This is a genomic window from Pseudomonas sp. NPDC090592 (assembly GCF_044769185.1).
Lineage (GTDB): Bacteria > Pseudomonadota > Gammaproteobacteria > Pseudomonadales > Pseudomonadaceae > Aquipseudomonas.
The window spans coordinates 194,931-217,135 of record NZ_JBIVXJ010000001.1 but is presented as its reverse complement, the minus strand read 5'-3'; the positions used below and the strand labels follow the sequence as shown (position 1 = coordinate 217,135).

Genomic DNA, 22,205 nt, shown 5'->3' with positions numbered 1-22,205 from the left:
CAGGCTAATAATCAGCATAAGTAATACTTCTTTGTCACACCCCACCCAAGTGGATAAAAATCGACCAAAGCACAACTACAAAAATGCCTGGATCGATCAATGGCCACCCAACCTAGCTCCGCCCCCGCCCAGCTTCGCCGTGTCCTCGGCTTGCCCGCCCTGGTGTTCTTCGGCCTGGTCTACATGGTCCCCCTGACCATTTTCACTACCTACGGCATCGTCACCGAACTCACCGGTGGCCGCACCGCCGGCGCCTACATGGTCACGCTGGTAGCCATGCTGTTCACCGCCGCATCCTACAGCTTCATGGTCAAACGCTTCCCGGTCGCGGGCTCGGCGTATTCCTACACCAACATGGCCTTCGGCCCCAACGTCGGCTTCCTGGCCGGCTGGTCGCTGCTGTTGGATTACCTGTTCCTGCCGATGATCAACTACCTGCTGATCGGCCTGTTCCTCAACATCGCCTTCCCGGCAGTGCCTGCCTGGGCCTTCGTGCTCGCCTGCATCGCCCTGGTAACCGTGCTGAACGTGGTTGGCATCAACTCAGTGGCCAAGACCAGCAACCTGATCGTCGGCGCGCAAATCGTGTTCATCGGCGTGTTCGTCGCGCTGTCCTGCCAGACCTTGGCTGGTCAGCCGCTCGACCTGCTGTCGCCGCTGCTGGGTGATGGCTCGCAGCCTGGCTTCGGCCCGATCATGGCTGGCGCTGCGGTACTGTGCCTGTCGTTCCTCGGCTTCGATGCGGTCTCGACACTGGCCGAAGAATGCCGCGACGCACGCCGCGACGTGCCACGGGCGATCATCCTTACCACCCTGTTCGCCGGTTTGCTGTTCACCCTGCTGGCCTACGTCAGCCAGCTGGTGCTGCCGGGCAGCAGCTTCGCCAATGCCGATGCAGCGGCCAACGAAGTGATGTTCAAGGCGGGCGGGCAGTTCCTCACCAACTTCTTCACCGCCGCTTATGTCGCCGGCAGCCTGGGTTCGGCGCTGGCCTCGCAGGCGGCAGTGTCGCGTATCCTGTTCACCATGGGCCGTGACAACGTGCTGCCACGGCGCAGCTTCGGTTACCTGTCACCGCGCTTTGGTACCCCGGTATTCGCCATCTTGTTGGTGTCGGCGTTTTCGTTGCTGGCGTTGGTGATCGACCTGACTACCCTCGCTTCGCTGATCAGCTTCGGTGCGCTGGTGGCGTTCTCGGCCGTGAACCTGGCGGTGGTCAAGACGCACCTGATGGACGATGCCTCGCAGCGTAGCTTCAAAGGGCTGCTGAGCTATGGCCTGGTGCCGCTGGTAGGGTTGGGGCTGACACTGTGGCTGTGGACCAGCCTGTCGGCGCTGACCTTGGTGATTGGCCTATGCTGGTTTGCCTTGGGCCTGGCCTACCTGGCAGTGCTGACCGCCGGCTTCCGTCGCCCGGTGCAGCTGGTGGACTTCAGCGAAACTACCTGACCAAACGCGATTCTGCGTTACAAATGTTTTGCTCAATTGTTTAAAGCTGGCGCGATCCCTGTGGGAGCCGCGCTTGCCGGCGATGGGCCGCAAAGCGGCCCCGGCAATTTATGCAACAACCTTGAAAAAGTGGGGCCGCTTCGCGGCCCATCGCCGGCAAGCGCGGCTCCCACAAGCACAGCGCACGCCTGGACGCGGGTGATAATCCTGTAGAGGCCGGCTTACCGGCCATAGGTCCGGCACTGACGCTACAAGACCTTCAGACCGAAGGCTGGCCCAACGGCGCCGGCGTGGTCCACAAACTCCCCAGATTCTGCAACAACGACCCGGCAATCCCCTGCTGCCCCAGGTACTGCAGAATCAACGGCGCAAACTGCCCGATCATCCCGGTATCCATCCCCAGCGCCTTGAACGCAGTGTCCAGGTCGCTGCGGTTTTCCACGTTGTTGCCCAGCGCGTTGCTCAACGCCGACTGGCTTTCGCTGTTCTTACCCAGCATTTCGCCCAACCCGCTCAACCCACCCAGCGCATTGGCCCCGGCCAGCAGGTCCAGCCCCGGCACGGCTTTGGTCAGCTGACCATAGTCATCGCTGCTCAGGTTATTGCGCGCCAAGCCCAGCATTGCGCCTGCCCCGCCCACGGCCTGTTCGGGGGTGATCTTCAATTCGCTGCCCAGGGTGTTAAGCAGGTTGGCCTGCGCCTCGGGCGCCTGCACCTGGCCTTGCTGCTTCTGGTTCTGCATGGCCGACACAGCATTGGCGGCATCACTGAGGTTGAAGGCGAACACCGGGCTTGTGGCCAGGGTCATCAGGGTTGCCAGGGTGAATGCTTTCATCGGGAGGGACCTCGGTTGGCCGGGATGGCCGGGATGGCCGGGGAAACGAGAGATTCGACTCGTGGTTTGAGGATTTGTTCCAAACCAACAGTCGAGATTCAAAATGAGAACCAACTCATAAATGACTCAACCTCGAAACTAGCAATTTTACCAGTTGCACAATATCAGATTCCATATAAATCTCTAAACTACCCAGCCACAGCTTAATATGCCAAGCCAAAACAGAGGTAGAACATGCCCTCCCATAAAAAGCAATCAATATTCTATCAAGCTTTCAGTATCAGCACTGTCATTTACAATGACAAAAGCACTTCCATCATACGTAGCGAGTCCGGCCCAATAGCTGAAAGAACCTTAAACTCTACGCCCAATGAGCTAGCACTTTTATCTACAGACAACTTAAATACACCTATTAGCATCGTTCACAATGAAAATATTTCAGGAAAAGCATTTTCAGCATACGGGTACATCAGCACAGAGTGCCGAGAGCACTCTTTGATTGGCTTCGCAGGAGAAACCCCCATAGTTGGCGAAAAATACTTGCTTGGCAGCTACCGTATATTTGACCCTGTACTGATGCGCTTTCACTCACCAGACAACCTTAGTCCTTTCTTGGCCGGGAGCATAAACAGCTATGGTTACTGCAGCGGCGACCCAATAAATAACACAGACCCAACTGGACATGTCAAAAATCGGCTTAGATCGTTCAGAAAATTATTCTCAAATAAAAAAAACAAACCCATGAACACGAGTCTAAGTCAGTCCACACCGGCGGTAAACCAGCCATCGGAATACTCTCAACCTGAGAGCTTCAACCCGACATTCGAGGGCAAAGGAGAAATATTCCTGCCCTCCAAGGACAACTTAAAATCTGCCAAGAGCCTATCCAACATCGTCGGAACGAGCGACGCGCCGACGCTGGAGCACCTGATGCAATACGAACCTTCCGCCCCATTACCGGTAAATACATTAACGGACGACAACTTAAAATACTTGAGAGAACTTGAGCGACTTGCAAGCTCAATCTCTCGTATAATGCGTGAGCGGCGACCGGTGTCAAGATCTATCTTCGAGCATCGGCGCATCCAAGATTTTAGCGCGCAAAGACTCGATGAGCACAGCAACGAAATCACAAAAATGCTATTTAAAGCTGGTTATACACCCTCTCCAGAAAATGTTCAGAGATTGATCCGACGGACGTAAAACAAAATATAATTCCCGCACTCAGCTCCTACAGGTGAGGCTTGAGTTTGAGGTTACAACCTTCTTAAGCTCTGTACGAAATCCCGAGAAACTGAATCGGCGTCTCTCGGAAGCTGGAATTCTCTAGGGTTCCCCGCCATGTACGGAAAGGAGTTATGTGATGGTGAAGCGATACGAACTCTCGGATGAGGCCTGAAAGAAGCCCCTCTACTGGAGGGGCTTTTTGTCGATGCAGATTACGCCGTCCCCACATCTTGTGCAGGTCGATCACAAACTTCTTCGGCGCCCCGGCATCAAACTCGCCATACCCTTCCGGCGACTGGTCCAGATTGATCACCTGCACGCCAACCACCTCAGCGAGCTTTATCCTCGACTAGCTGACCGTCAAAACCTGAATCGATCAATGCCTCTTGTTCCGCGCCACCTCGATGTCATCCATGATCGCCTTGGCAAATGCACTCAAGTAATCCGCAGCCCCCAGCAGCTTGTGGTCATCCTCCATATCCCCCTCGCGCACTAGGTGCTTGATGTACCCCAGCAACACCGAAACCTGCTCATAGGCATGTTCGAAGGGCACGCCGGGCATCACCCGGAAGATATGGCAGGGGCCTTCGCCCGTCTCGCAGAAGGTTTCAGCGCCAAGGGTTACGTTCGTGGTTTTTTTGTCAATCATCGCATCACTCCCTTATGTGTTCACAGACGAACCAGCGCGTGCTCGACCAGCGCATGGGCGGTATCGGCGCAGTGGCCGGCATTAGCCAGCATTTGCATGCCAGGCTCACCGGCGTTGGCGCGGCAGTACTCGTCGAGGGCTTGCGAAATGCCAAGCAGCATGTCGCTGGCGACGGCCAAAGCGTCAGGAGCGATAAGGTCGGGATGGATGGAGGAATAGAGAGTATTGAACAGCTTCAGACGGGGTGGATCGGGGACTATTTTGTTCATCAAATCACCATGCTTTGGGTGCCACCCGGCCGTTTCCACACATAGGGGTGACAACTGTACACGGGGTGGAAAGACCGGTGCATGGTGAACCCGGCAGGTCGTTAGACCTCCCGCGTACAGCCGTCATGACGACAACAACCATGCTAACTACCGGGTTTCCACACCCGGCCGCTGAAACGTTCAGCGACCGGTTGAGCCTAAATGGCCAGGGTTCCCGGGACAATCAGAAGGGAGTCGACAGAGTGCGTAGGATATTTCTCTAGAAAAGGGATGACTAGCACATTGACGTCGGATCATTCCGAAATCGACGTAAGAAACCTGTTACTTTTACTAGTTTCACTATTTCCCAAACAGCCCAGAATGCTCAGAGCCGTTTTTGACAATAGTGAAACCTAAAATGGATAACCGGCTCTTTTTCTATCAAAGCAGCGCGCTCGCCACCGTCAAGCACGGCGCCCAAAGCCGCAAGATCTTGCGCGGCACTGGTGTGCCTTTGGCAGAGCAGCAAACGGACAATACCCCTAACACGGGCTTACTGGCGACCGACGACAAGAGGTCAGTGCTGCTGGTAACTGGAGATCAAGGTGAGCAATCGCACGCCTACACCGCCTACGGATATGACCCCACACTGCCATCCGCCAAGACAGTGCTCGCTTTCAATGGCGAACCCATTCACTCTGGGATCACAGGCGCTTTCCTGGGCAACGGCTATCGCTGCTACCCATCGGCATTGATGCGCTTCAACTCACCTGATAGCTGGAGCCCTTTTGCAGCGGGCGGCTTGAACCCGTATTGCTATAGCCTTGGCGATCCGATCAATCGGGTAGACCCCACAGGCCATGTCAGCTTTCCCATGCTGGTAAAAGCCATTATCAAGTTTCGTGGATTACGGCAGCGTCCACTGCCCAACACCGGCACAAATGGCCACCTGAGCATGATCAGCACGCATATCCCTCACAGGCCTGCACAGGTCGCCTACGTCGCGCCAGTACCAAGCTCCGGGGCTGTCAGACCTTCACGCGCTCATGCAGCACCGGCATCAGTGCCACAGCGCGTGGCGAGCACCAGCACCATTACAACCTCTATCGGCCCTGAATCACCAGCTGGGCCTACCAATGCGCGGCGGTATTCATCCGATACGCCGTTGTCAGCAGACTCGTCGAGAGACTCCACGCCAGCAAGCAGTCGTTCTTCAAGCCCATCGCCGGAGCAAAGTGTGCCGGACTTCGTTCAACGCGCTTTAAATCTGAGAAAAAACCCTTACCACAGTCAAAGATTCAACTATTAAACGAAAAAAAGAGCCCCTCAAATTGAGGGGCTCTTTGTTATATCAGAAGATCAAGCCGCACCCCACATCTTGTGCGGATCGATCACAAACTTCTTCGGCACCCCTGCATCAAACTCGCCATACCCTTCCGGCGCCTGATCCAGGTTAATCACCTGCACGCCCACCACCTCGGCAATGTTGATCCGGTCCCACATGATCGCCTGCATCAGCTGGCGGTTGTACTTCATGGTCGGGGTCTGGCCGGTGTGGAAGCTGTGCGACTTGGCCCAGCCCAGGCCAAAGCGAATGCTCAGCGCGCCGATCTTGGCAGCAGCATCCACCGCGCCCGGGTCTTCGGTCACGTACAGGCCCGGGATACCGATGCTGCCGGCCACACGGGTCACTTGCATCAGCGAGTTCAGCACGGTGGCCGGGGCTTCGTGCTTGGCACCTTCGTGACCATGGCCGCGGGCCTCGAAGCCTACGGCGTCGACGGCGCAGTCCACTTCCGGCTCGCCGAGGATATCGACGATCTGCTCGTGCAGCGGGGTGTCCTTGGACAGGTCGACCACTTCGAAGCCCTGCGACTTGGCGTGGGCCAGGCGGGCCGGGTTGAGGTCGCCGACGATCACGCAGGCAGCGCCCAGCAGGCGGGCCGAGGCAGCGGCAGCCAGGCCGACCGGGCCAGCGCCGGCAACGTAAACGGTGCTACCTGGGCCTACGCCAGCGGTGACGGCACCGTGGTAACCGGTTGGCAGGATGTCGGACAGGCAGGTCAGGTCACGGATCTTCTCCATGGCCTTGTCGCGCTCTGGCAGTTTCAGCAGGTTGAAGTCGGCGTACGGCACCAGCACGTATTCGGCCTGGCCGCCGGTCCAGTCGCCCATGTCGACGTAGCCGTAGGCACCGCCGGCGCGTGCCGGGTTGACGGTTAGGCACACGCCGGTGTGCATCTCTTTGCAGGAGCGGCAGCGGCCGCAGGCGACGTTGAACGGTACCGACACCAGGTCGCCGATCTGCATGCGCTCTACGTCGCTGCCCTTCTCGACGATTTCACCGGTGATTTCATGGCCCAGGACCAGGCCGACCTGGGCAGTGGTACGGCCGCGGACCATGTGCTGGTCGGAGCCGCAGATGTTGGTGGAGACCACCTTGAGGATCACGCCGTGCTCGATCTTCTTGCCGCGTGGGTCTTGCATTTTCGGGTAGTCGATTTTCTGTACTTCGACCTTGCCAGCGCCGAGATACACCACTCCACGATTGCCAGACATGCTCTTACCTCGCTTGATTTTTATTTATGCAGCGGTGGTTGAACGCGCCGCCATCCGTGGGCGGCATGTGTTTCTGGGATGAGGGGAATTGTGGGCCGGATGGGGCGAAGTGCGCTGACTGGGAACGACAGAGAGATGCCTTTTAGCGGCAGGTTTGTCGTTGGAAGACATGGAGGCAAACAGAGGTGAGTGGCCTGTGCCGGCCTCTTCGCGGCTAAAGCCGCTCCCACAGGTAAAGCACAGCCTTCGAGGCTTGTGATATCCCTGTGGGAGCTGGCTTGCCGGCGATCACCGGCGCAGCCGGTGCCATACACCGCGTCGCCTGCTTCGCGGGCTTGCCCGCTCCCACAGGTTCAGCGCAAGGCTCAAAGCTGGCGCATTACCTGTGGGAGCGGGCAAGCCCGCGAAGAGGCCGGTACAGGTATTAAAGAACTACAGTCCGGTTGGCGTTAAGGAACACCCGCCGCTCAATGTGATAACCAACAGCCCGCGCCAGGGTCAGGCATTCGATGTCGCGCCCCTTGGCAATCAGGTCTTCCGGGTAATGGCTGTGGTCCACCACCTCCACACCCTGGGCAATGATCGGCCCTTCATCCAGGTCGTTGTTGATGTAGTGCGCCGTGGCACCGACCATCTTCACACCCTTGTTATACGCCTGGTGATAAGGCTTGGCGCCTTTGAACCCCGGCAGCAACGAGTGGTGAATGTTGATCGCCCAGCCATCCAGGCGCCGGCACAGCTCCGGCGACAGCACCTGCATGTAGCGCGCAAGAATCACCAGCTCGGCGCCGGTTTCCTCGATCACCTGCAACACCTTGCGCTCCTGCCCAGGCTTGTCCTTGGGGTCGAGGGCGAAGTGGTAGTAAGGGATCTTGTGCCACTGCGCCAACGGCTCGAGGTCCGGGTGGTTGGACACCACCGCGACCACGTCCATGCCCAGCTGGCCAATGCGCTGGCGATACAGCAGGTCGTTCAGGCAATGGTCGGCCTTGGACACCATGATCACCACCTTGGGGCGGTGATTAGGGGCGGTCAGCTCGAAGGCCATGCCGAACGCTTCGCTGCGCTCGGCGAGGCCGGCCCGAAAGCCCGCCTCGTCGAAATCGTCCGGCTGGCGGAACTCCACGCGAATGAAGAAGCGCCCCGACTGCCGGTCATCGAAGGAGTGGTGCTCCGTCACGTAGCAGCGCTGCTCGAAGAGGTAACGCGTCACCACGTCGACGGTGCCGAGCATGCTCGGGCAGTCGGCGGTGAGAATCCAGGTATCCGGTGCCCGACTCATGTTGTTGCTCCTTAGGCTTCGATGCTCAGGCCGTATTCGGCCGAAGCGTCCTGCAGCCACAGCCACCAGTAATCGGCGAAGCTGCGGCGAATCACCAGCTCCCAGGTGTCTTCGGCGGTGCGGCGGATCACCAGTTGCGACTTGGCGAACACGGTGCCGACAGCCTTGCCGACCGGGAAGTTGTTCGGATGAACATCATAGCTGGTGGATTTCATCAGCACTTCGCGCACGTTCGGGCCGCGCAGTTCCAGCAGGCTTTGCCCACCGCTGACGTTGACCACCTGGATGTGCTGGCCGTCGAGGGCCGCGCGCAGCTTTTGCTCGACCGCCAGTTCCTGGCCGCCTGGTACGATCAGCAGCCACTCGTCTGGGCCTACCCATTGCAGCGAGGTGTCACCGTTGGCAACCACGGTCAGGGCTACCGGCAGCTCCAGGCCCAGGGCCTTGTGCACGCCAGCGGCGAATTCCGGGTTGTGGCCATCGCCACGCAGGGTCAGGTGGCCGAGGAATTTCTTCTCACGCAGGGTTACGCCTGCGTTCTTGCGGCCTTTGCCAACCAGGCTGGCCAGGTCGGCGTGGTGCAGTGGCGACTGGGCCTTGGCCTCGGCGCCGGGGTTTTGCTGGTAAACGTTGATAGCGCTCATTTCTTACCTGCCTTGAATTCTGTTGTCGACCACGATGCCCGCCGGAAACGCTGGTCCTGTGGGAGCGGGCGTGCCCGCGAATGCGATGGTTGATGCACCGCCCTCTTCGCGGGCACGCCCGCTCCCACAGAGACCTCATTCCAAACAGGCACAGTTGGTGCCGGGGCCTTAGACGTTCTGCCGCTCACCCTTCGGATCGAAGAACACCGAAGACACGATTTCCGCCTCGATCACACTACCGTCAGCCTGTGGCGAGTACACACGCTCACCCATGCGCTTCAGGCCGCCTTTGACCACACCCATGGCGAACGAGTAGCCCAGGGAGTTGGATGCGTAGCTGGAAGTCACGTGGCCAACCATGTCCATCGGGATCGGCTGCTTAGGGTCGAACACCAGCTGGGCGCCTTCCGGCAGCCATTTGGTCGGGTCGACCGGCTTCAGGCCCACCAGCTGCTTGCGGTTCTCGCGCACGCAGTCTTCGCGGTTCATGCCACGCAGGCCGATCCACGAGTACGGCTTGTTGCGGCCCACACACCAGCTCATGTTCAGGTCGTCCGGGTTCATCGAACCATCGGTGTCCTGGCCAACGATGATGAAGCCCTTCTCGGCACGCAGTACGTGCATGGTCTCGGTGCCGTACGGGGTCAGGTTGTACTTCTTGCCGGCCTCGATGATCTGTTCCAGCACGCCCATGGCGTAGTTGGCCTGCACGTTGACTTCGTACGACAGCTCACCGGTGAACGAGATACGGAACACACGGGCCGGCACGCCGCCAACGTTGCCTTCCTTCCAGGTCATGAACGGGAAGGCTTCCTTGTCCATGTCGATGTCGGTCAGCTCGCTGAGCAGCTTGCGGCTGTTGGGGCCGGACAGGGTCATGGTCGCCCAGTGGTCGGTGACCGAGGTGAAGTACACCTTCAGTTCCGGCCATTCGGTTTGCAGGTACAGCTCCATCCACTGCAGCACGCGGGCGGCGCCGCCGGTGGTGGTGGTCATGATGAAGTGGTTGTCGCCAACGCAGGCGGTTACGCCGTCGTCGAAGACCATGCCGTCTTCCTTGCACATCAGGCCGTAGCGGGCCTTGCCCACGTCGAGCTTGGTCCAGGCGTTGGTGTAGATGCGGTTGAGGAACTCACGGGCGTCCGGGCCCTGGATGTCGATCTTGCCCAGGGTCGAGGCGTCCAGCAGGCCCACGCTGTCGCGCACGGCCTTGCATTCGCGGGCCACGGCGGCATGGATGTCTTCACCGGCTTTCGGGAAGTACCAAGGGCGCTTCCACTGGCCGACGTCTTCGAACTCGGCACCGTTCTTCACGTGCCAGGCATGCAGCGCAGTGAAGCGCACAGGCTCGAACAGGTGACCACAGTGGCGGCCCGCTACTGCACCGAAGGTAACCGGCGTGTAGTTGGGGCGGAACATGGTGGTACCCATTTCCGGGATGGTGATGCCGATCGAACGGGCGGCGATGGCCAGGCCGTTGATGTTGCCCAGTTTGCCCTGGTCGGTACCGAAGCCCAGCGCCGTGTAGCGTTTTACGTGCTCGACCGACTCGAAGCCTTCGCGGGTAGCCAGCTCGATACCGGCAGCGGTCACATCGTTCTGTTGGTCGACGAACTGCTTCGGCCCCTTGGTGCCTTTGTCGTGCGGCACCAGGAACAGCGCCACGGTGGCCTCTTCCTTGCGTGCAACGGTTTTTGGCAGGGTGCCAACGGTCGCCTTGAAGCCCGCCTCGGTGGCTGCGCGCACGCCGCCTTCGAAGCCATCGGCAATCACGTCGCCAAGGGCGTAAACGCCGTTGATACCGCCCACGCACTCGCGCTTTTGCGGCGCATCGCCTGGCACGAAGCCGAGGATGTCGTCACGCCATACCGGGCGACCGCCCAGGTGCGACGCCAGGTGAACGATCGGGCTGTAGCCACCGGAGCTTGCAATCAGGTCGCAGTCAAGGGTTTCGCCTGGGCTGGTGACTTTGTGCGCCTGCACATCGATGGCGGCCACACGGGCGCCGGTGACATGCTTGCTGCCTTTGGCCTCGACCACGGCGCTGGAAGTCAGGATGCGAATGCCTTTGGCACGCGCCTCCTCAACCAGCGAGCCACGTGGGTTGTGGCGGGCATCGGCGATGGCGACCACTTGCAGGCCGGCGTCGTGCCAGTCCAGCGCGGCGCGGTAGGCGTGGTCGTTGTTGGTCGACAGCACCAGCTTGCGGCCCGGGGCCACGCCGTAACGGCGTACGTAGGTGGACACAGCACCGGCCAGCATGTTGCCCGGCACGTCGTTGTTGCCGTACACCAGAGGGCGCTCGTGGGCGCCGGCAGCCAGTACCACGCGCTTGGCGCGTACACGGTGCACACGGTGGCGAACCTGGCCGATCGGGGCGCGGTCGCCAAGGTGGTCGGTGAGGCGCTCGTGAATGGTCAGGAAGTTATGGTCGTGGTAGCCGTTGACCGTGGCGCGTGGCAGCAGGGTCACTTCCGGCAGGCCTTCCAGCTCCTTGACCACAGCGTTGACCCAGTCGGCGGCAGACTTGCCGTCGAGGGTTTCGCGGGTGTCGAGCAGGCTGCCGCCGAACTCTTCCTGCTCGTCAGCCAGGATCACGCGGGCACCGCTGCGCGCAGCGGCCAGTGCAGCAGCCAGGCCAGCAGGGCCGGCGCCAACGATCAGCACGTCGCAGTGCTGGTTCATGTAGTCGTAGCTGTCCGGGTCGTTCTGCAGCGGCGCACGGCCCAGGCCGGCAGCTTTACGGATGTACTTCTCGTAAGTCATCCAGAACGATTTCGGGTACATGAAGGTTTTGTAGTAGAAGCCCGGCGGCATCATGCTGCCGCCCACCTTGCCAAGGATGCCCATGACGTCATTGTTGACGTTCGGCCAGCCGTTGGTGCTGGTGGCTACAAGCCCTGCGTACAGCGCCTGCTGGGTGGCACGCACGTTGGGGATCTGGGTGGCTTCGCTGGAGCCGATCTGCAGGATGGCGTTCGGCTCTTCGGTACCCGAGGCGATGATGCCGCGAGGGCGCGAATACTTGAAGCTGCGGCCAACGATGTCGACGCCGTTGGCCAGCAACGCGGCGGCCAGGCTGTCACCGGCATAACCCTGGTAGGTCTTGCCGTTGAAGCTGAAGTTCAGGACCTTGCTGCGGTCGATACGGCCGCCGCTGGCGAGGCGATAGGTCTGGCTCATACTTTTTCCCCTTGGCCTTTGACGGCGGACGGTGCGGTCGCAGCTTTGCCATCAGCGGTCACTTGCGGCTTCTCGCCAATCTTGTAGGTTTCCAGAATTTCGTAGGTCACGGTGTTACGGGTGACGTTGAAGTACTGGCGGCAGCCGGCAACGTGGTCCCACAGTTCATGGTGAATCCCGCGTGGGTTGTCACGGTAGAACATGTAGGTACCCCACTCCTCGTCGGAGCAGGCGGCAGGATCCAGCGGGCGGGCGATGTGCGCCTGGCCAGAGGCGTGGAACTCTTCTTCGGAGCGCAGCTCGCCACAATGGGGACAGAAAATGTGCAACATGACGGTGGCTCCGGTTAGTGGGCGACGGCGGCAGCGCCGTGTTCGTCGATCAGTGCGCCGTTGTAGAAACGGTCCATGGAGAACGGCGCGGCCAGTGGGTGCATTTCGCCCTTGGCCAGGCTCGCGGCAAAGACGTTGCCCGAACCCGGGGTCGCCTTGAAGCCGCCCGTGCCCCAACCGCAGTTGAAGAACATGTTCTTGACCGGGGTCTTGGTGATGATCGGGCAGGCGTCTGGCGAGGTGTCGACGATGCCGCCCCACTGGCGGTTCATGCGAACGCGCGAGAGGTTGGGGAACATTTCGACGATAGCCTGCAGGGTGTGCTCGATCACCGGGTACGAACCGCGCTGGCCGTAGCCGACCCAGCCGTCGATACCGGCACCGATCACCAGGTCGCCCTTGTCGGACTGGCTGATGTAGCCGTGCACGGCGTTGGACATGATCACGCTGTCGATGATCGGCTTGATCGGCTCGGATACCAGCGCCTGCAGCGGGTGCGATTCCAGCGGCAGGCGGAAGCCGGCCAGCTTGGCCATGTGCCCGGAGTTACCGGCGGTGACCACGCCGACGCGCTTGGCGCCGATGAAGCCTTTGTTGGTTTCCACACCGATGACCGCGCCGTTTTCCTTGCGGAAACCGATCACTTCGGTTTGCTGGATCAGGTCCACGCCCAGGGCGTCGGCGGCACGGGCAAAGCCCCAGGCCACGGCGTCGTGACGGGCCACGCCACCACGGCGCTGTACGGTAGCGCCGAGGATCGGGTAGCGGGTGTTCTTGGAGCAGTCCAGGTACGGGATTTCGGCCGCAACCTGGGCGGTGTTCAGCAGTTCGCCATCCACGCCGTTCAGGCGGTTGGCGCTGACACGGCGCTCGGAGTCACGCATGTCTTGCAGGGTGTGGCACAGGTTGTACACACCACGCTGGGAGAACATCACGTTGTAGTTCAGGTCCTGGGACAGGCCTTCCCACAGCTTCATGGCGTGCTCGTACAGGTGTGCCGACTCATCCCACAGGTAGTTGGAACGCACGATGGTAGTGTTACGGGCGGTGTTGCCGCCGCCCAGGTAGCCTTTCTCGATCACGGCAACGTTGGTGATGCCGTGCTCTTTGGCCAGGTAGTAGGCCGTGGCCAGGCCATGGCCGCCACCGCCGACGATAACCACGTCGTAAACCTTTTTAGGGGTTGGCGTGCGCCACATGCGCTGCCAGTTTTCGTGGTGGCTGAGGGAGTGCTTGAAAAGGCCGAAGCCCGAGTAGCGTTGCATGGTCGTTTACTCCACTCAGCGGTAAACAGGGAAATCAGCGCACAGCGCCGCGACGTTCTTCGCCACATCGGCTTCGACGTCTGCGTCACCGAGGTTGTCGAGGATGTCGCAGATCCAGCCGGCCAGGGCCACGCACTGGGCAACCTTGAAGCCGCGGGTGGTGACGGCCGGGGTGCCGATGCGCAGGCCCGAGGTGACGAACGGCGACTGTGGGTCGTTCGGTACGGCGTTCTTGTTGACGGTGATGTGGGCGCGGCCCAGGGCGGCGTCGGCATCTTTACCGGTGAGGCCCTGGCGAATCAGGCTGACCAGGAACAGGTGGTTGTCGGTGCCACCGGACACCACGTCGTAGCCACGGTCGATGAACACCTGGGCCATGGCCTGGGCGTTTTCGATCACTTGTTGCTGGTAAGCCTTGAAGCCTGGCTCCAGTGCTTCCTTGAAGCACACGGCCTTGGCGGCGATCACGTGCATCAGCGGGCCGCCCTGGGCGCCCGGGAATACGGCGGCGTTCAGCTTTTTCTCGATCTCTTCGTTAGACTTGGCCAGGATCAGGCCGCCACGTGGACCGCGCAGGGTCTTGTGGGTGGTGGTGGTGACCACGTCGGCGAACGGGATCGGGTTCGGGTACAGGCCAGCGGCAACCAGGCCGGCAACGTGGGCCATGTCGACGAACAGCAGCGCACCGACCTTGTCGGCAATGGCGCGGAAGCGTGGGAAGTCGAGGGTCTTGGAGTAAGCCGAGAAGCCGGCCACGATCATTTTCGGCTTGTGCTCGACGGCCAGGCGCTCGACTTCGTCGTAATCGATCAGGCCGGTGTTGGTGTCGATGCCGTACTGCACGGCGTTATAGAGCTTGCCCGAAGACGACACCTTGGCGCCGTGGGTCAGGTGGCCGCCGTGGGCCAGGCTCATGCCGAGGATGGTGTCACCGGCTTGCAGCAGGGCCAGGTAAACAGCACCGTTGGCCGACGAGCCGGAGTGCGGCTGGACGTTGGCATAGTCGGCCCCGAACAGCTGCTTGGCGCGCTCGATGGCCAGGGCCTCTACCTTGTCCACGTGCTCGCAGCCACCGTAGTAGCGCTTGCCCGGGTAGCCTTCGGCGTACTTGTTGGTCAGGCCGCTGCCTTGGGCCTGCATCACGCGCTTGCTGGTGTAGTTCTCCGAGGCGATCAGCTCGATGTGATCTTCCTGGCGCTGTTCTTCGGCATTCATCGCCGCCAGCAGTGCGTCGTCGTAACCCTGGATCTGGTCTTGCTTGCTGAACATCGTGTATCTCCCGGCAGCGATCGTTTTTTGTCGTGGGGCACTGTGGCCCTTTGTGGCGATGTTATGACTGGGCGGGGCGGGTCAGATGCCTGCGCACGCCTTGCAATGGCGCGTTTACGACATTCGTTTTTTGCTGTTGCTGCCGGCCTCTTCGCGGGCATGCCCGCTCCCACAGTGATTGGCGTGTGCAAGACCATTGTGGGAGCGGGCGCGCCCGCGAAGAGGTCAGCACAGACAACCAGAATCGAGCCTATGCACAGCTTGTATAGGCAACCGCTGAATCGATGGTTTAGAGTGCTGTTCTGCGTCGTTCACAGGACCGTGTCATGACAGATAAGAGCCAACAATTCGCCAGCGACAACTATTCCGGTATCTGCCCCGAAGCCTGGGCAGCAATGGAAAAGGCCAACCACGGCCACGACCGCGCCTACGGCGACGACCAGTGGACCGAGCGCGCCTCGGAATACTTTCGCAACCTGTTCGAAACCGACTGCGAGGTGTTTTTCGCCTTCAACGGCACCGCCGCCAACTCCTTGGCCCTGGCCTCGTTGTGCCAGAGCTACCACAGCGTCATCTGCTCCGAAACCGCCCACGTCGAAACCGACGAATGCGGTGCACCGGAGTTCTTCTCCAACGGCTCCAAGCTGCTGACCGCGCCCAGCGTCAACGGCAAGCTGACGCCGCAATCGATCCGCGAAGTGGCGCTCAAGCGCCAGGACATCCACTACCCCAAGCCGCGGGTGGTCACCATCACCCAGGCCACTGAAGTAGGCACCGTCTATCGCCCCGACGAGCTGAAAGCGATCAGCGCCACCTGCAAGGAGCTGGGCCTTAACCTGCATATGGACGGCGCACGCTTTACCAATGCCTGTGCGTTCCTGGGCTGCAGCCCGGCCGAGCTGACCTGGAAGGCCGGCGTCGATGTGCTGTGCTTTGGCGGCACCAAGAACGGCATGGCAGTGGGTGAAGCGATCCTGTTCTTCAACCGCCAACTGGCCGAGGACTTCGACTACCGCTGCAAGCAGGCCGGGCAACTGGCGTCGAAGATGCGCTTTTTGTCGGCGCCGTGGGTCGGGCTGCTGGAGGATGGCGCCTGGTTGCGCCATGGCAAGCACGCCAACCACTGCGCGCAGTTGCTGGCATCGCTGGTGAGTGACTTGCCGGGGGTGGAGCTGATGTTCCCGGTGGAGGCCAACGGGGTGTTCCTGCAAATGCCGGAGCACGCGATTGAAGCGCTGCGGGGCAAGGGGTGGCGGTTCTACACCTTTATTGGCAGCGGTGGGGCACGGTTCATGTGCTCGTGGGATACCGAGGAAGAGCGGGTGCGTGAGCTGGCTGCGGATATTCGCAGCATCATCACTGCCTGACAGGACGCATTCGCGGGCATGCCCGCTCCCACAGGATTACCGCCTCCTTCGAGAGCGGTGCAGTACCTGTGGGAGCGGGCAAGCCCGCGAAGGAAGCAACACAGATCTAAAGTTTGAACCCCCCCATCTGCCGCGCCAGGTCATCCGCCAAGCCACGCAACGCCTGGCACTCCTCCCGGCACCCTTGCACCTCGGCCGCGGTCTCCCGCGCCAGATCGGAAATGCCCTGCACTGTCCGGTTAATCTCCTCAGTCACCGCCGACTGCTCTTCAGTCGCCGTGGCCACCTGATGGTTCATGTCGCTGATGTGCTCCACCTGATCGGTAATCGCACCCAGCGACGCCCCTGTGCGCTGGCTCGACTCCACCCCGGTGCCCGTCGCCTGCTGCCCCGCCTGCATCGAGCTAACCGCCGAGCCTGCACCCATTTTCAGGCGCTGGATCATCTGCTGCACTTCGTCCGTAGACAGCTGCGTGCGCTTGGCCAGGGTGCGCACTTCGTCCGCCACCACCGCAAACCCGCGGCCCATCTCCCCTGCCCGCGCGGCCTCGATGGCAGCATTTAGCGCCAGCAGGTTGGTCTGTTCGGAAATACTGCGGATTACCGCGAGAACTTCATCGATAGAGGCGACTTCATCGGCCAACTGGCTGACCGCATCAGCCGCCTTACCAATGTCCCCAGACATGCCCTCGATACCGCGAATCGAGCGCTGCACGATCTCGCGCGCCTGCAGGGCCTCATCCCGTGCCGACTGCGAGGCCTGCGCCGCATCACCGGCATTGCGCGCAATGTCCTGCACGGTCAGGCCCATCTCATGCACGGCGGTCGCGACCATTTCGGTCATTTCCTGCTGCCGCCCGGAACGCTCGGCCGTGTTATCCACCACCTGAGTCACCTGCTCGACTGCCCGGTGCAGCCGTTCGGAAGTCTGCAACACCTCACCGATCAGGCTACGCTGGCTGTCGAGGAAGCGGTTGAAGCCACGAGCCAGGTCACCCAGCTCGTCCTGGCGCGTGTCATCCAGGCGGTGACTGAGATCGCCACCGCCACTGCCGATCTGCACCAGCGCAGCGGTTACGCGGCGGATCGGCCGCACCAGGCCACGCGCCAGCACCACCACCAGCAGCAGCGATACCAGGGCCACAGCACCGCCAATCACGCAGGTCACCCATACCGCCTGGTGCATTTGCGCATAGATTTCCGACTCCGGCACCTCGGCCACCAAGGTCCAGTTGAGGTCACGCAGGGGCAAGCCAAGCGCCAGGTAGCTTTCGCCGTCACGGCTGAAACGGCTGCTGCGCAGGCCTTCGCCTCCCGCCATTACCGCCTTGGCGGCGTCCGCGCCGAGCTGTTCGGTGAGCTGGCGCTTGCCGCTGAAGGCAGCGTCCGGGTGCACCTGGATCAAACCATCATTGCGTACCAGGAAGACCTTGCCATGCTCGCCAAAGCTGAAGTCGTGAATCAGCTTCGACAACTCGGTCATGCGTAGGCCCATACCGGCCACGCCCACCAACTGGCCGTGCTTTTCCACGCGGTAGTCGATGAACAGCGCCAGCTCGCCGGTAGCACCGTCGATGTCGATATTGATCAGGCGCTCGGCGCCACTGTCGATGTAGCCGTAGAACCACTTGTCCTTGGGGTTGCTGCGGCTTAGGGTGCGGTCCAGGCCATTCTCGTTGTAGTAGTGGCCGGTTTCGGTCGAGACAAACAAGGTGGTGAAGGCGCGGTTACGCTGTTTGGCAGCGTCCAGGTATTCGATGAATCGCGCGGCCTGCGCGGGGTCTTCACCGGCGGCCAGCCAGTCGCGCAACAGGGTGTTGCCGGCAATGTCCGCAGCCGCCACCAGGGGCTGGCCGAGCATGCGTTCGATATCATTGCGAATGGCCTCGACACTGGCAGGCAGGGCAGTGTCGACCAGGTAGCGCTCGGTGAGGCGGTTGAGCGCCACGGTGAAGATGATGACCACCACAAGGATGCTCGCCAACAGGGCAGCGCCCATGCTGGTGATCAACTGCCACTGGATGCTTTTACGCCAGATACGCATGCCCCTACTCCCCGCACATTATTGTTTTGCGAGAAGTGTATACACTTGCGTATCCAGTTAATCCAGTGATCTAGAACAACAACGCGGATCCTGTGGGAGCGGGCATGCCCGCGAAGGACACAACGCGGTGGCTGGCACCGGCTGCGCCGGTGTTCGCGGCGGTTCGACGCCTCGACGCGCCCGCTCCCACAGGGATCTCGGTCAGGCCGTCATTGCTCTGCAATAGTCCGCACGATGGCATCCACCGTGGCGTCAATCTGCGCCTGGGTACGCGCCAGGGTCTGCTGGTGTTCTTTCTGCAATTCAACCTGCTTGGAACACAGGTTAAGCGCAGCCAGTACCAGCAATTTGTCACCGATCAGGGTCGGGTACTGACGCTTGGTCTCGTTCAGGGCGGTGTTGAGCATCCGCACTGCCTGGGCCAGGGTTTCTTCCTGGCCTTCGGGCGCCTTGATCGAATAATCGTTGCCGAGAATCGACACGACATTGACCGGCTGCTCATGCAATCTCATGCGCCAACTACGCCAGCGCTGGCGCGCTCGACCAGGGCCTGGATACGTGCGGCGGTAGCGCCGTTCTTCTCTTCCTGCTCCATCAGCGACAGCTGCAGGGTTTCATTCTCTTCCTTGGCCTGGGCCAGTTGCGTGCCCAGGGCGGTGTTCTGCTCGGTGAGTTGAGCGTTCTTCTGCATCAGGTCGCTGACCAGTTGCTCGATTTGATTCAGGGAGGCTTCCAGCATGGGTCTATCTCAGGTTGTTGCGAGGGGCGCACACGATAAAGAAAAGTGCGGCCCATCGCCATTAAATATCGGATTCATAAGGTTTCTAGCCCGCAGATTGACAGGGTAACCACCCCCTTGTTCCGACCTGGGTCAACCGCCGGTCAGGAAAAGGTTAGCTACCTCACATTTTTTGCCGGTCGCACTCAAGACTGGCCAGTCACGACCGATAGCCCGGCAAGTCATGTTTTGTCGCACATTGCGCACCTTTTTCCTTGCCTGGACCCTGCCCTCCATGTCTCTACGCAACATGAATATCGCCCCGCGCGCGCTGCTCGGCTTCGCGCTCATCGGCCTGCTGATGCTCGGCCTTGGTATCTTCTCGCTCGTGCAGATGGGCAACATCCGCCAGGCTGGCGTTGTCATCGAGCAGGTCAGCGTGCCGAGTATCAAGATCCTCGACGAACTCACCGCGCTGAACCTGCGCATGCGCACCCTTTCCTACCGCCTGCTGCTCAACCGCGAACCGGAAACCCAGCGCGATACCCTGAACCTGCTGGACCAGCGCAACGCCCAGATCGACCGCGCCCGCCAGGCCTACCTGCCAATGATCGGCGCCGCCGACGAACAGGCTGCCTTCGATCAGTACGGCCAGTTGCTCAACCAGTACCGCCAACTGGAATCGCGCATGCGCACCCTGAGCCAGGCCGACCGCACCGACGAATTGCGCGACCTGCTCAACCGCGACCTGCTGGCCAACTCCGAGCAGGTCAACAAGGTGATGGACACGCTGGTACGCATCAACACCGACCAGACCCGCGCCACCAACGAGAAGGCCGCCAGCCAATATTCCAATGCCTTCGCTTTGGTCATCAGTCTGCTGATCGCCGCAACTGTGTTGACCTTGGTCTGCGCCTTCCTGCTGACCCGTAGCATCGTCAAACCGATCGAAGAAGCACTCAAGAGCGCCGAGCAGGTTGCCGACGGTGACCTGACCCACATCATCCGCGCCGAAGGCACCGACGAAGCCGCCCGCCTGCTACGCGCCATGGCCCGCATGCAGGACAAGCTGCGCGACACCCTGCAACAGATTGCCGGTTCCGCTACCCAACTGGCCTCGGCGGCTGAAGAGCTGAATGCGGTTACCGACGAAAGCGCCCGTGGCCTGCAACAGCAGAACAACGAGATTGAGCAGGCCGCCACGGCCGTTACTGAAATGACCAGCGCAGTGGAAGAGGTGGCGCGCAATGCCGTGAGCACTTCTGAAGCGTCCAGTGAAGCCAGCCGCTCCACCGGCGACGGTCGTGACCTGGTCATGGAAACCGTGGGCGCCATCGAGCGCATGAGCGGTGATGTGCAGGCTACCGCCAAACTGATTACCCACCTTGCCGAACAGTCGCGTGACATTGGCAAAGTACTCGATGTGATTCGTGGCCTGGCCGACCAGACCAACCTGCTGGCCCTGAACGCGGCGATCGAAGCGGCGCGTGCCGGTGAAGCAGGCCGTGGCTTTGCCGTGGTAGCGGATGAAGTGCGTGCACTGGCCCATCGCACCCAGCAGTCGACCAGCGAGATCGAACGCATGATCGGCAGCATTCAAGGCGGCACCGAAGAGGCCGTGGAGTCGATGCGCACCAGCACCGAGCGCGCCGAGTCGACGCTGAACATCGCCCGTGGCGCGGGCATGGCGCTGGATACCATTGCCGGGGCAGTGGCGCAGATCAACGAGCGTAACCTGGTGATTGCGAGTGCGGCGGAAGAGCAGGCGCAGGTGGCGCGGGAAGTGGACCGCAACCTGGTGAACATCAATGACCTGTCGGTGCAGAGTGCTACCGGGGCACATCAGACCAGTGCGGCGAGTGCCGAGCTGTCGCGCCTTGCCGTAGACCTCAATGGCCTGGTGGCCCGGTTCCGCACCTAAAAGCATTCGCGGGCATGCCCGCTCCCACAGGGTTCACCGCGGTCCTGAAGATAGCGATGAACCTGTGGGAGCGGGCGAGCCCGCGAAGAACCCGGACTGGCCGATGGATCAGTAATCGATCCGCACATCCCCTTTCGGCACACTGCAGCACGACAGGATGTAGCCCTCGGCTTCGTCCTCTTCGGTAATGCCGCCGTTGTGCTCCATCTCCACTTCGCCGCCCAGCTTGAGCACCTTGCACGTACCGCAAATGCCCATGCCGCAAGCTTTCGGGATCATCAGGCCGACCTTGGCCGCCGCCGCGTGCACCGTCTCGCCCGGGGCGACGCGGATGCTCTTCTCGCTGCCGATGAACTCCACCAGGTTGAGGTCCGAGGCATCCACTTCCGGCGCATCGGCGGCCTGCTCAGCGTGCTCGACCGCGTCGGCCTTGGCCTCTGGCGGCGTGGCCCCGAACGATTCCTCGTGGTAGTTCTTCATGTCGAAGCCGACCGCTTCGAGCATGCGCTTGACGGCGGTCATGTACGGCGTCGGGCCGCAGCAGAACACCGTGCGCTCCATGTAGTCCGGCGCGATCAGCTCCATCAGACGCTGGTTGAGGTAGCCGCGATAACCCGCCCATGGCTCACCCAGCCCGTGCTTCTCACAGATGATGTGCAGGCTGAAGTTGGGGATGCGCGAGGCCATCTGTTCCAGCTCGCGGTGGTAGATGATGTCCTTCGGCGAACGGGCGCTGTGCACGAACACCATGTCGACGTTGGCGTTGGTGTCGTAGAACCAGCGCGCCATCGACATCACCGGGGTAATGCCGACGCCGCCCGACAGGTACAGGGTCTTGCCGGCCGGGAAGTCGATGGCGTTGAACAACCCCACCGGGCCGTGCACCGGCAACTCGGCGCCTTCGTGCATGGTGTCGTGCAGGAAGTTGGACACCAGGCCACCCGGCACACGCTTGACGGTGATCGAGAAGCTGTACGGCACCGACGGTGAACTGGAGATGGTGTAGGAGCGCATCACCGGCTTGCCTTCGATCTCCAGCTCCAGGGTGACGAACTGCCCTGGCTTGAAGAAGAACATGATCGGCTGGTCGGCCATGAAGCAGAAGGTGCGCACGTCCCAGGTCTCCTGGATGACCTTGACGCAGCGCACGATGTGGCGGCCGTTGGCCCAGGTCTGGGTAGTGACCGGATTGAGGAAGGTATCGGACATGTTC

The 22,205-nt window shown here is 61.2% G+C and carries 19 protein-coding genes and 2 pseudogenes; 5 read left to right on the top strand and 16 right to left on the bottom strand.

Going from position 1 to position 22,205, the window contains the following annotated elements; genetic code table 11:
* The first annotated feature begins 99 nt into the window (after nt 1-99).
* A complete protein-coding gene (locus tag ACIQUI_RS00980; RefSeq protein ID WP_403194252.1) occupies nt 100-1,449 on the top strand; it encodes an APC family permease in 1,350 nt (449 codons plus the stop codon).
* A gap of 259 nt (nt 1,450-1,708) precedes the next feature.
* Here the strand turns inward: ACIQUI_RS00980 and ACIQUI_RS00975 are convergent, their stop codons facing one another.
* Nucleotides 1,709-2,284 carry a DUF2780 domain-containing protein gene (locus ACIQUI_RS00975; protein ID WP_403194250.1) on the bottom strand — a complete coding sequence of 192 codons (576 nt, stop codon included), beginning with the start codon at nt 2,282-2,284 and terminating at the stop codon, nt 1,709-1,711.
* Between the two features lie 234 nt (nt 2,285-2,518).
* Here ACIQUI_RS00975 and ACIQUI_RS00970 point away from each other — a divergent pair, with 234 nt between their 5' ends.
* Nucleotides 2,519-3,487 carry an RHS repeat-associated core domain-containing protein gene (locus ACIQUI_RS00970; protein ID WP_403194248.1) on the top strand — a complete coding sequence of 323 codons (969 nt, stop codon included), beginning with the start codon at nt 2,519-2,521 and terminating at the stop codon, nt 3,485-3,487.
* A 247-nt stretch (nt 3,488-3,734) separates the two neighbouring features.
* Here ACIQUI_RS00970 and ACIQUI_RS00965 read toward each other — a convergent pair.
* The 3 genes and pseudogenes from ACIQUI_RS00965 to ACIQUI_RS00955 form a co-directional block, all read right to left on the bottom strand.
* Nucleotides 3,735-3,857 (bottom strand): annotated as a pseudogene (locus tag ACIQUI_RS00965) (formaldehyde dehydrogenase, glutathione-independent); the annotation flags it as partial.
* A 30-nt stretch (nt 3,858-3,887) separates the two neighbouring features.
* Nucleotides 3,888-4,160 (bottom strand): DUF3077 domain-containing protein, encoded by a 273-nt coding sequence (locus ACIQUI_RS00960; RefSeq protein WP_403194246.1) that lies wholly within the window; start codon nt 4,158-4,160, stop codon nt 3,888-3,890.
* A gap of 20 nt (nt 4,161-4,180) precedes the next feature.
* On the bottom strand, nt 4,181-4,429 hold the full coding sequence (locus ACIQUI_RS00955; protein ID WP_403194244.1) for a hypothetical protein: 249 nt from the start codon (nt 4,427-4,429) through the stop codon (nt 4,181-4,183).
* Between the two features lie 397 nt (nt 4,430-4,826).
* On the opposite strand from ACIQUI_RS00955, the gene ACIQUI_RS00950 reads away from it, so the two are divergent.
* Nucleotides 4,827-5,717 carry an RHS repeat-associated core domain-containing protein gene (locus ACIQUI_RS00950; protein ID WP_403194242.1) on the top strand — a complete coding sequence of 297 codons (891 nt, stop codon included), beginning with the start codon at nt 4,827-4,829 and terminating at the stop codon, nt 5,715-5,717.
* Between the two features lie 50 nt (nt 5,718-5,767).
* Here the strand turns inward: ACIQUI_RS00950 and fdhA are convergent, their stop codons facing one another.
* The 7 genes from fdhA to ACIQUI_RS00915 form a co-directional block, all read right to left on the bottom strand.
* Nucleotides 5,768-6,967 carry a formaldehyde dehydrogenase, glutathione-independent gene (gene fdhA, locus ACIQUI_RS00945; RefSeq protein WP_012270123.1) on the bottom strand — a complete coding sequence of 400 codons (1,200 nt, stop codon included), beginning with the start codon at nt 6,965-6,967 and terminating at the stop codon, nt 5,768-5,770.
* 424 nt (nt 6,968-7,391) lie between these two features.
* Nucleotides 7,392-8,249: a formyltetrahydrofolate deformylase gene (gene purU, locus ACIQUI_RS00940; RefSeq protein WP_016714526.1), complete on the bottom strand. Its 858-nt coding sequence runs from the start codon at nt 8,247-8,249 to the stop codon at nt 7,392-7,394.
* Nucleotides 8,250-8,260: 11 nt separating this feature from the next.
* Nucleotides 8,261-8,893, bottom strand: a complete 633-nt coding sequence (locus ACIQUI_RS00935) for a sarcosine oxidase subunit gamma (protein ID WP_403194240.1) — start codon at nt 8,891-8,893, stop codon at nt 8,261-8,263.
* A 168-nt stretch (nt 8,894-9,061) separates the two neighbouring features.
* Entirely contained in the window at nt 9,062-12,076 is a 3,015-nt protein-coding gene (locus ACIQUI_RS00930) for a sarcosine oxidase subunit alpha (RefSeq protein ID WP_403194239.1), read from the bottom strand.
* Nucleotides 12,073-12,408, bottom strand: a complete 336-nt coding sequence (locus tag ACIQUI_RS00925; protein WP_403194237.1) for a sarcosine oxidase subunit delta — start codon at nt 12,406-12,408, stop codon at nt 12,073-12,075. The genes ACIQUI_RS00930 and ACIQUI_RS00925 overlap by 4 nt, the downstream gene beginning before the upstream one ends.
* A gap of 14 nt (nt 12,409-12,422) precedes the next feature.
* Nucleotides 12,423-13,673, bottom strand: a complete 1,251-nt coding sequence (locus tag ACIQUI_RS00920) for a sarcosine oxidase subunit beta family protein (RefSeq protein WP_003255680.1) — start codon at nt 13,671-13,673, stop codon at nt 12,423-12,425.
* Nucleotides 13,674-13,688: 15 nt separating this feature from the next.
* Nucleotides 13,689-14,942, bottom strand: coding sequence for a serine hydroxymethyltransferase (locus ACIQUI_RS00915; protein ID WP_003255681.1), 1,254 nt, complete (start codon nt 14,940-14,942; stop codon nt 13,689-13,691).
* A gap of 326 nt (nt 14,943-15,268) precedes the next feature.
* Here ACIQUI_RS00915 and ACIQUI_RS00910 point away from each other — a divergent pair, with 326 nt between their 5' ends.
* Entirely contained in the window at nt 15,269-16,309 is a 1,041-nt protein-coding gene (locus tag ACIQUI_RS00910; protein WP_403194235.1) for a low specificity L-threonine aldolase, read from the top strand.
* A gap of 106 nt (nt 16,310-16,415) precedes the next feature.
* On the opposite strand, the gene ACIQUI_RS00905 is transcribed toward ACIQUI_RS00910, so the two are convergent.
* The 4 genes and pseudogenes from ACIQUI_RS00905 to ACIQUI_RS00890 all read right to left on the bottom strand — a co-directional run bounded on the left by ACIQUI_RS00905 (nt 16,416) and on the right by ACIQUI_RS00890 (nt 19,092).
* Nucleotides 16,416-17,120, bottom strand: a complete 705-nt coding sequence (locus tag ACIQUI_RS00905; RefSeq protein ID WP_403194414.1) for a methyl-accepting chemotaxis protein — start codon at nt 17,118-17,120, stop codon at nt 16,416-16,418.
* Between the two features lie 159 nt (nt 17,121-17,279).
* Nucleotides 17,280-18,308, bottom strand: a pseudogene (locus tag ACIQUI_RS00900) (cache domain-containing protein); the annotation flags it as partial.
* Nucleotides 18,309-18,562: 254 nt separating this feature from the next.
* Complete coding sequence (locus tag ACIQUI_RS00895; RefSeq protein WP_391137572.1) at nt 18,563-18,865, bottom strand: cell division protein ZapA; 303 nt, start codon at nt 18,863-18,865, stop codon at nt 18,563-18,565.
* Nucleotides 18,862-19,092 carry a hypothetical protein gene (locus ACIQUI_RS00890; RefSeq protein ID WP_391137569.1) on the bottom strand — a complete coding sequence of 77 codons (231 nt, stop codon included), beginning with the start codon at nt 19,090-19,092 and terminating at the stop codon, nt 18,862-18,864. The genes ACIQUI_RS00895 and ACIQUI_RS00890 overlap by 4 nt, the downstream gene beginning before the upstream one ends.
* A gap of 274 nt (nt 19,093-19,366) precedes the next feature.
* On the opposite strand from ACIQUI_RS00890, the gene ACIQUI_RS00885 reads away from it, so the two are divergent.
* Nucleotides 19,367-20,992, top strand: coding sequence for a methyl-accepting chemotaxis protein (locus ACIQUI_RS00885; protein ID WP_403194232.1), 1,626 nt, complete (start codon nt 19,367-19,369; stop codon nt 20,990-20,992).
* A 108-nt stretch (nt 20,993-21,100) separates the two neighbouring features.
* On the opposite strand, the gene gbcB is transcribed toward ACIQUI_RS00885, so the two are convergent.
* A complete protein-coding gene (gene gbcB, locus ACIQUI_RS00880) occupies nt 21,101-22,201 on the bottom strand; it encodes a glycine-betaine demethylase subunit GbcB (RefSeq protein WP_201206638.1) in 1,101 nt (366 codons plus the stop codon).
* Between the last annotated feature and the right edge of the window lie 4 nt (nt 22,202-22,205).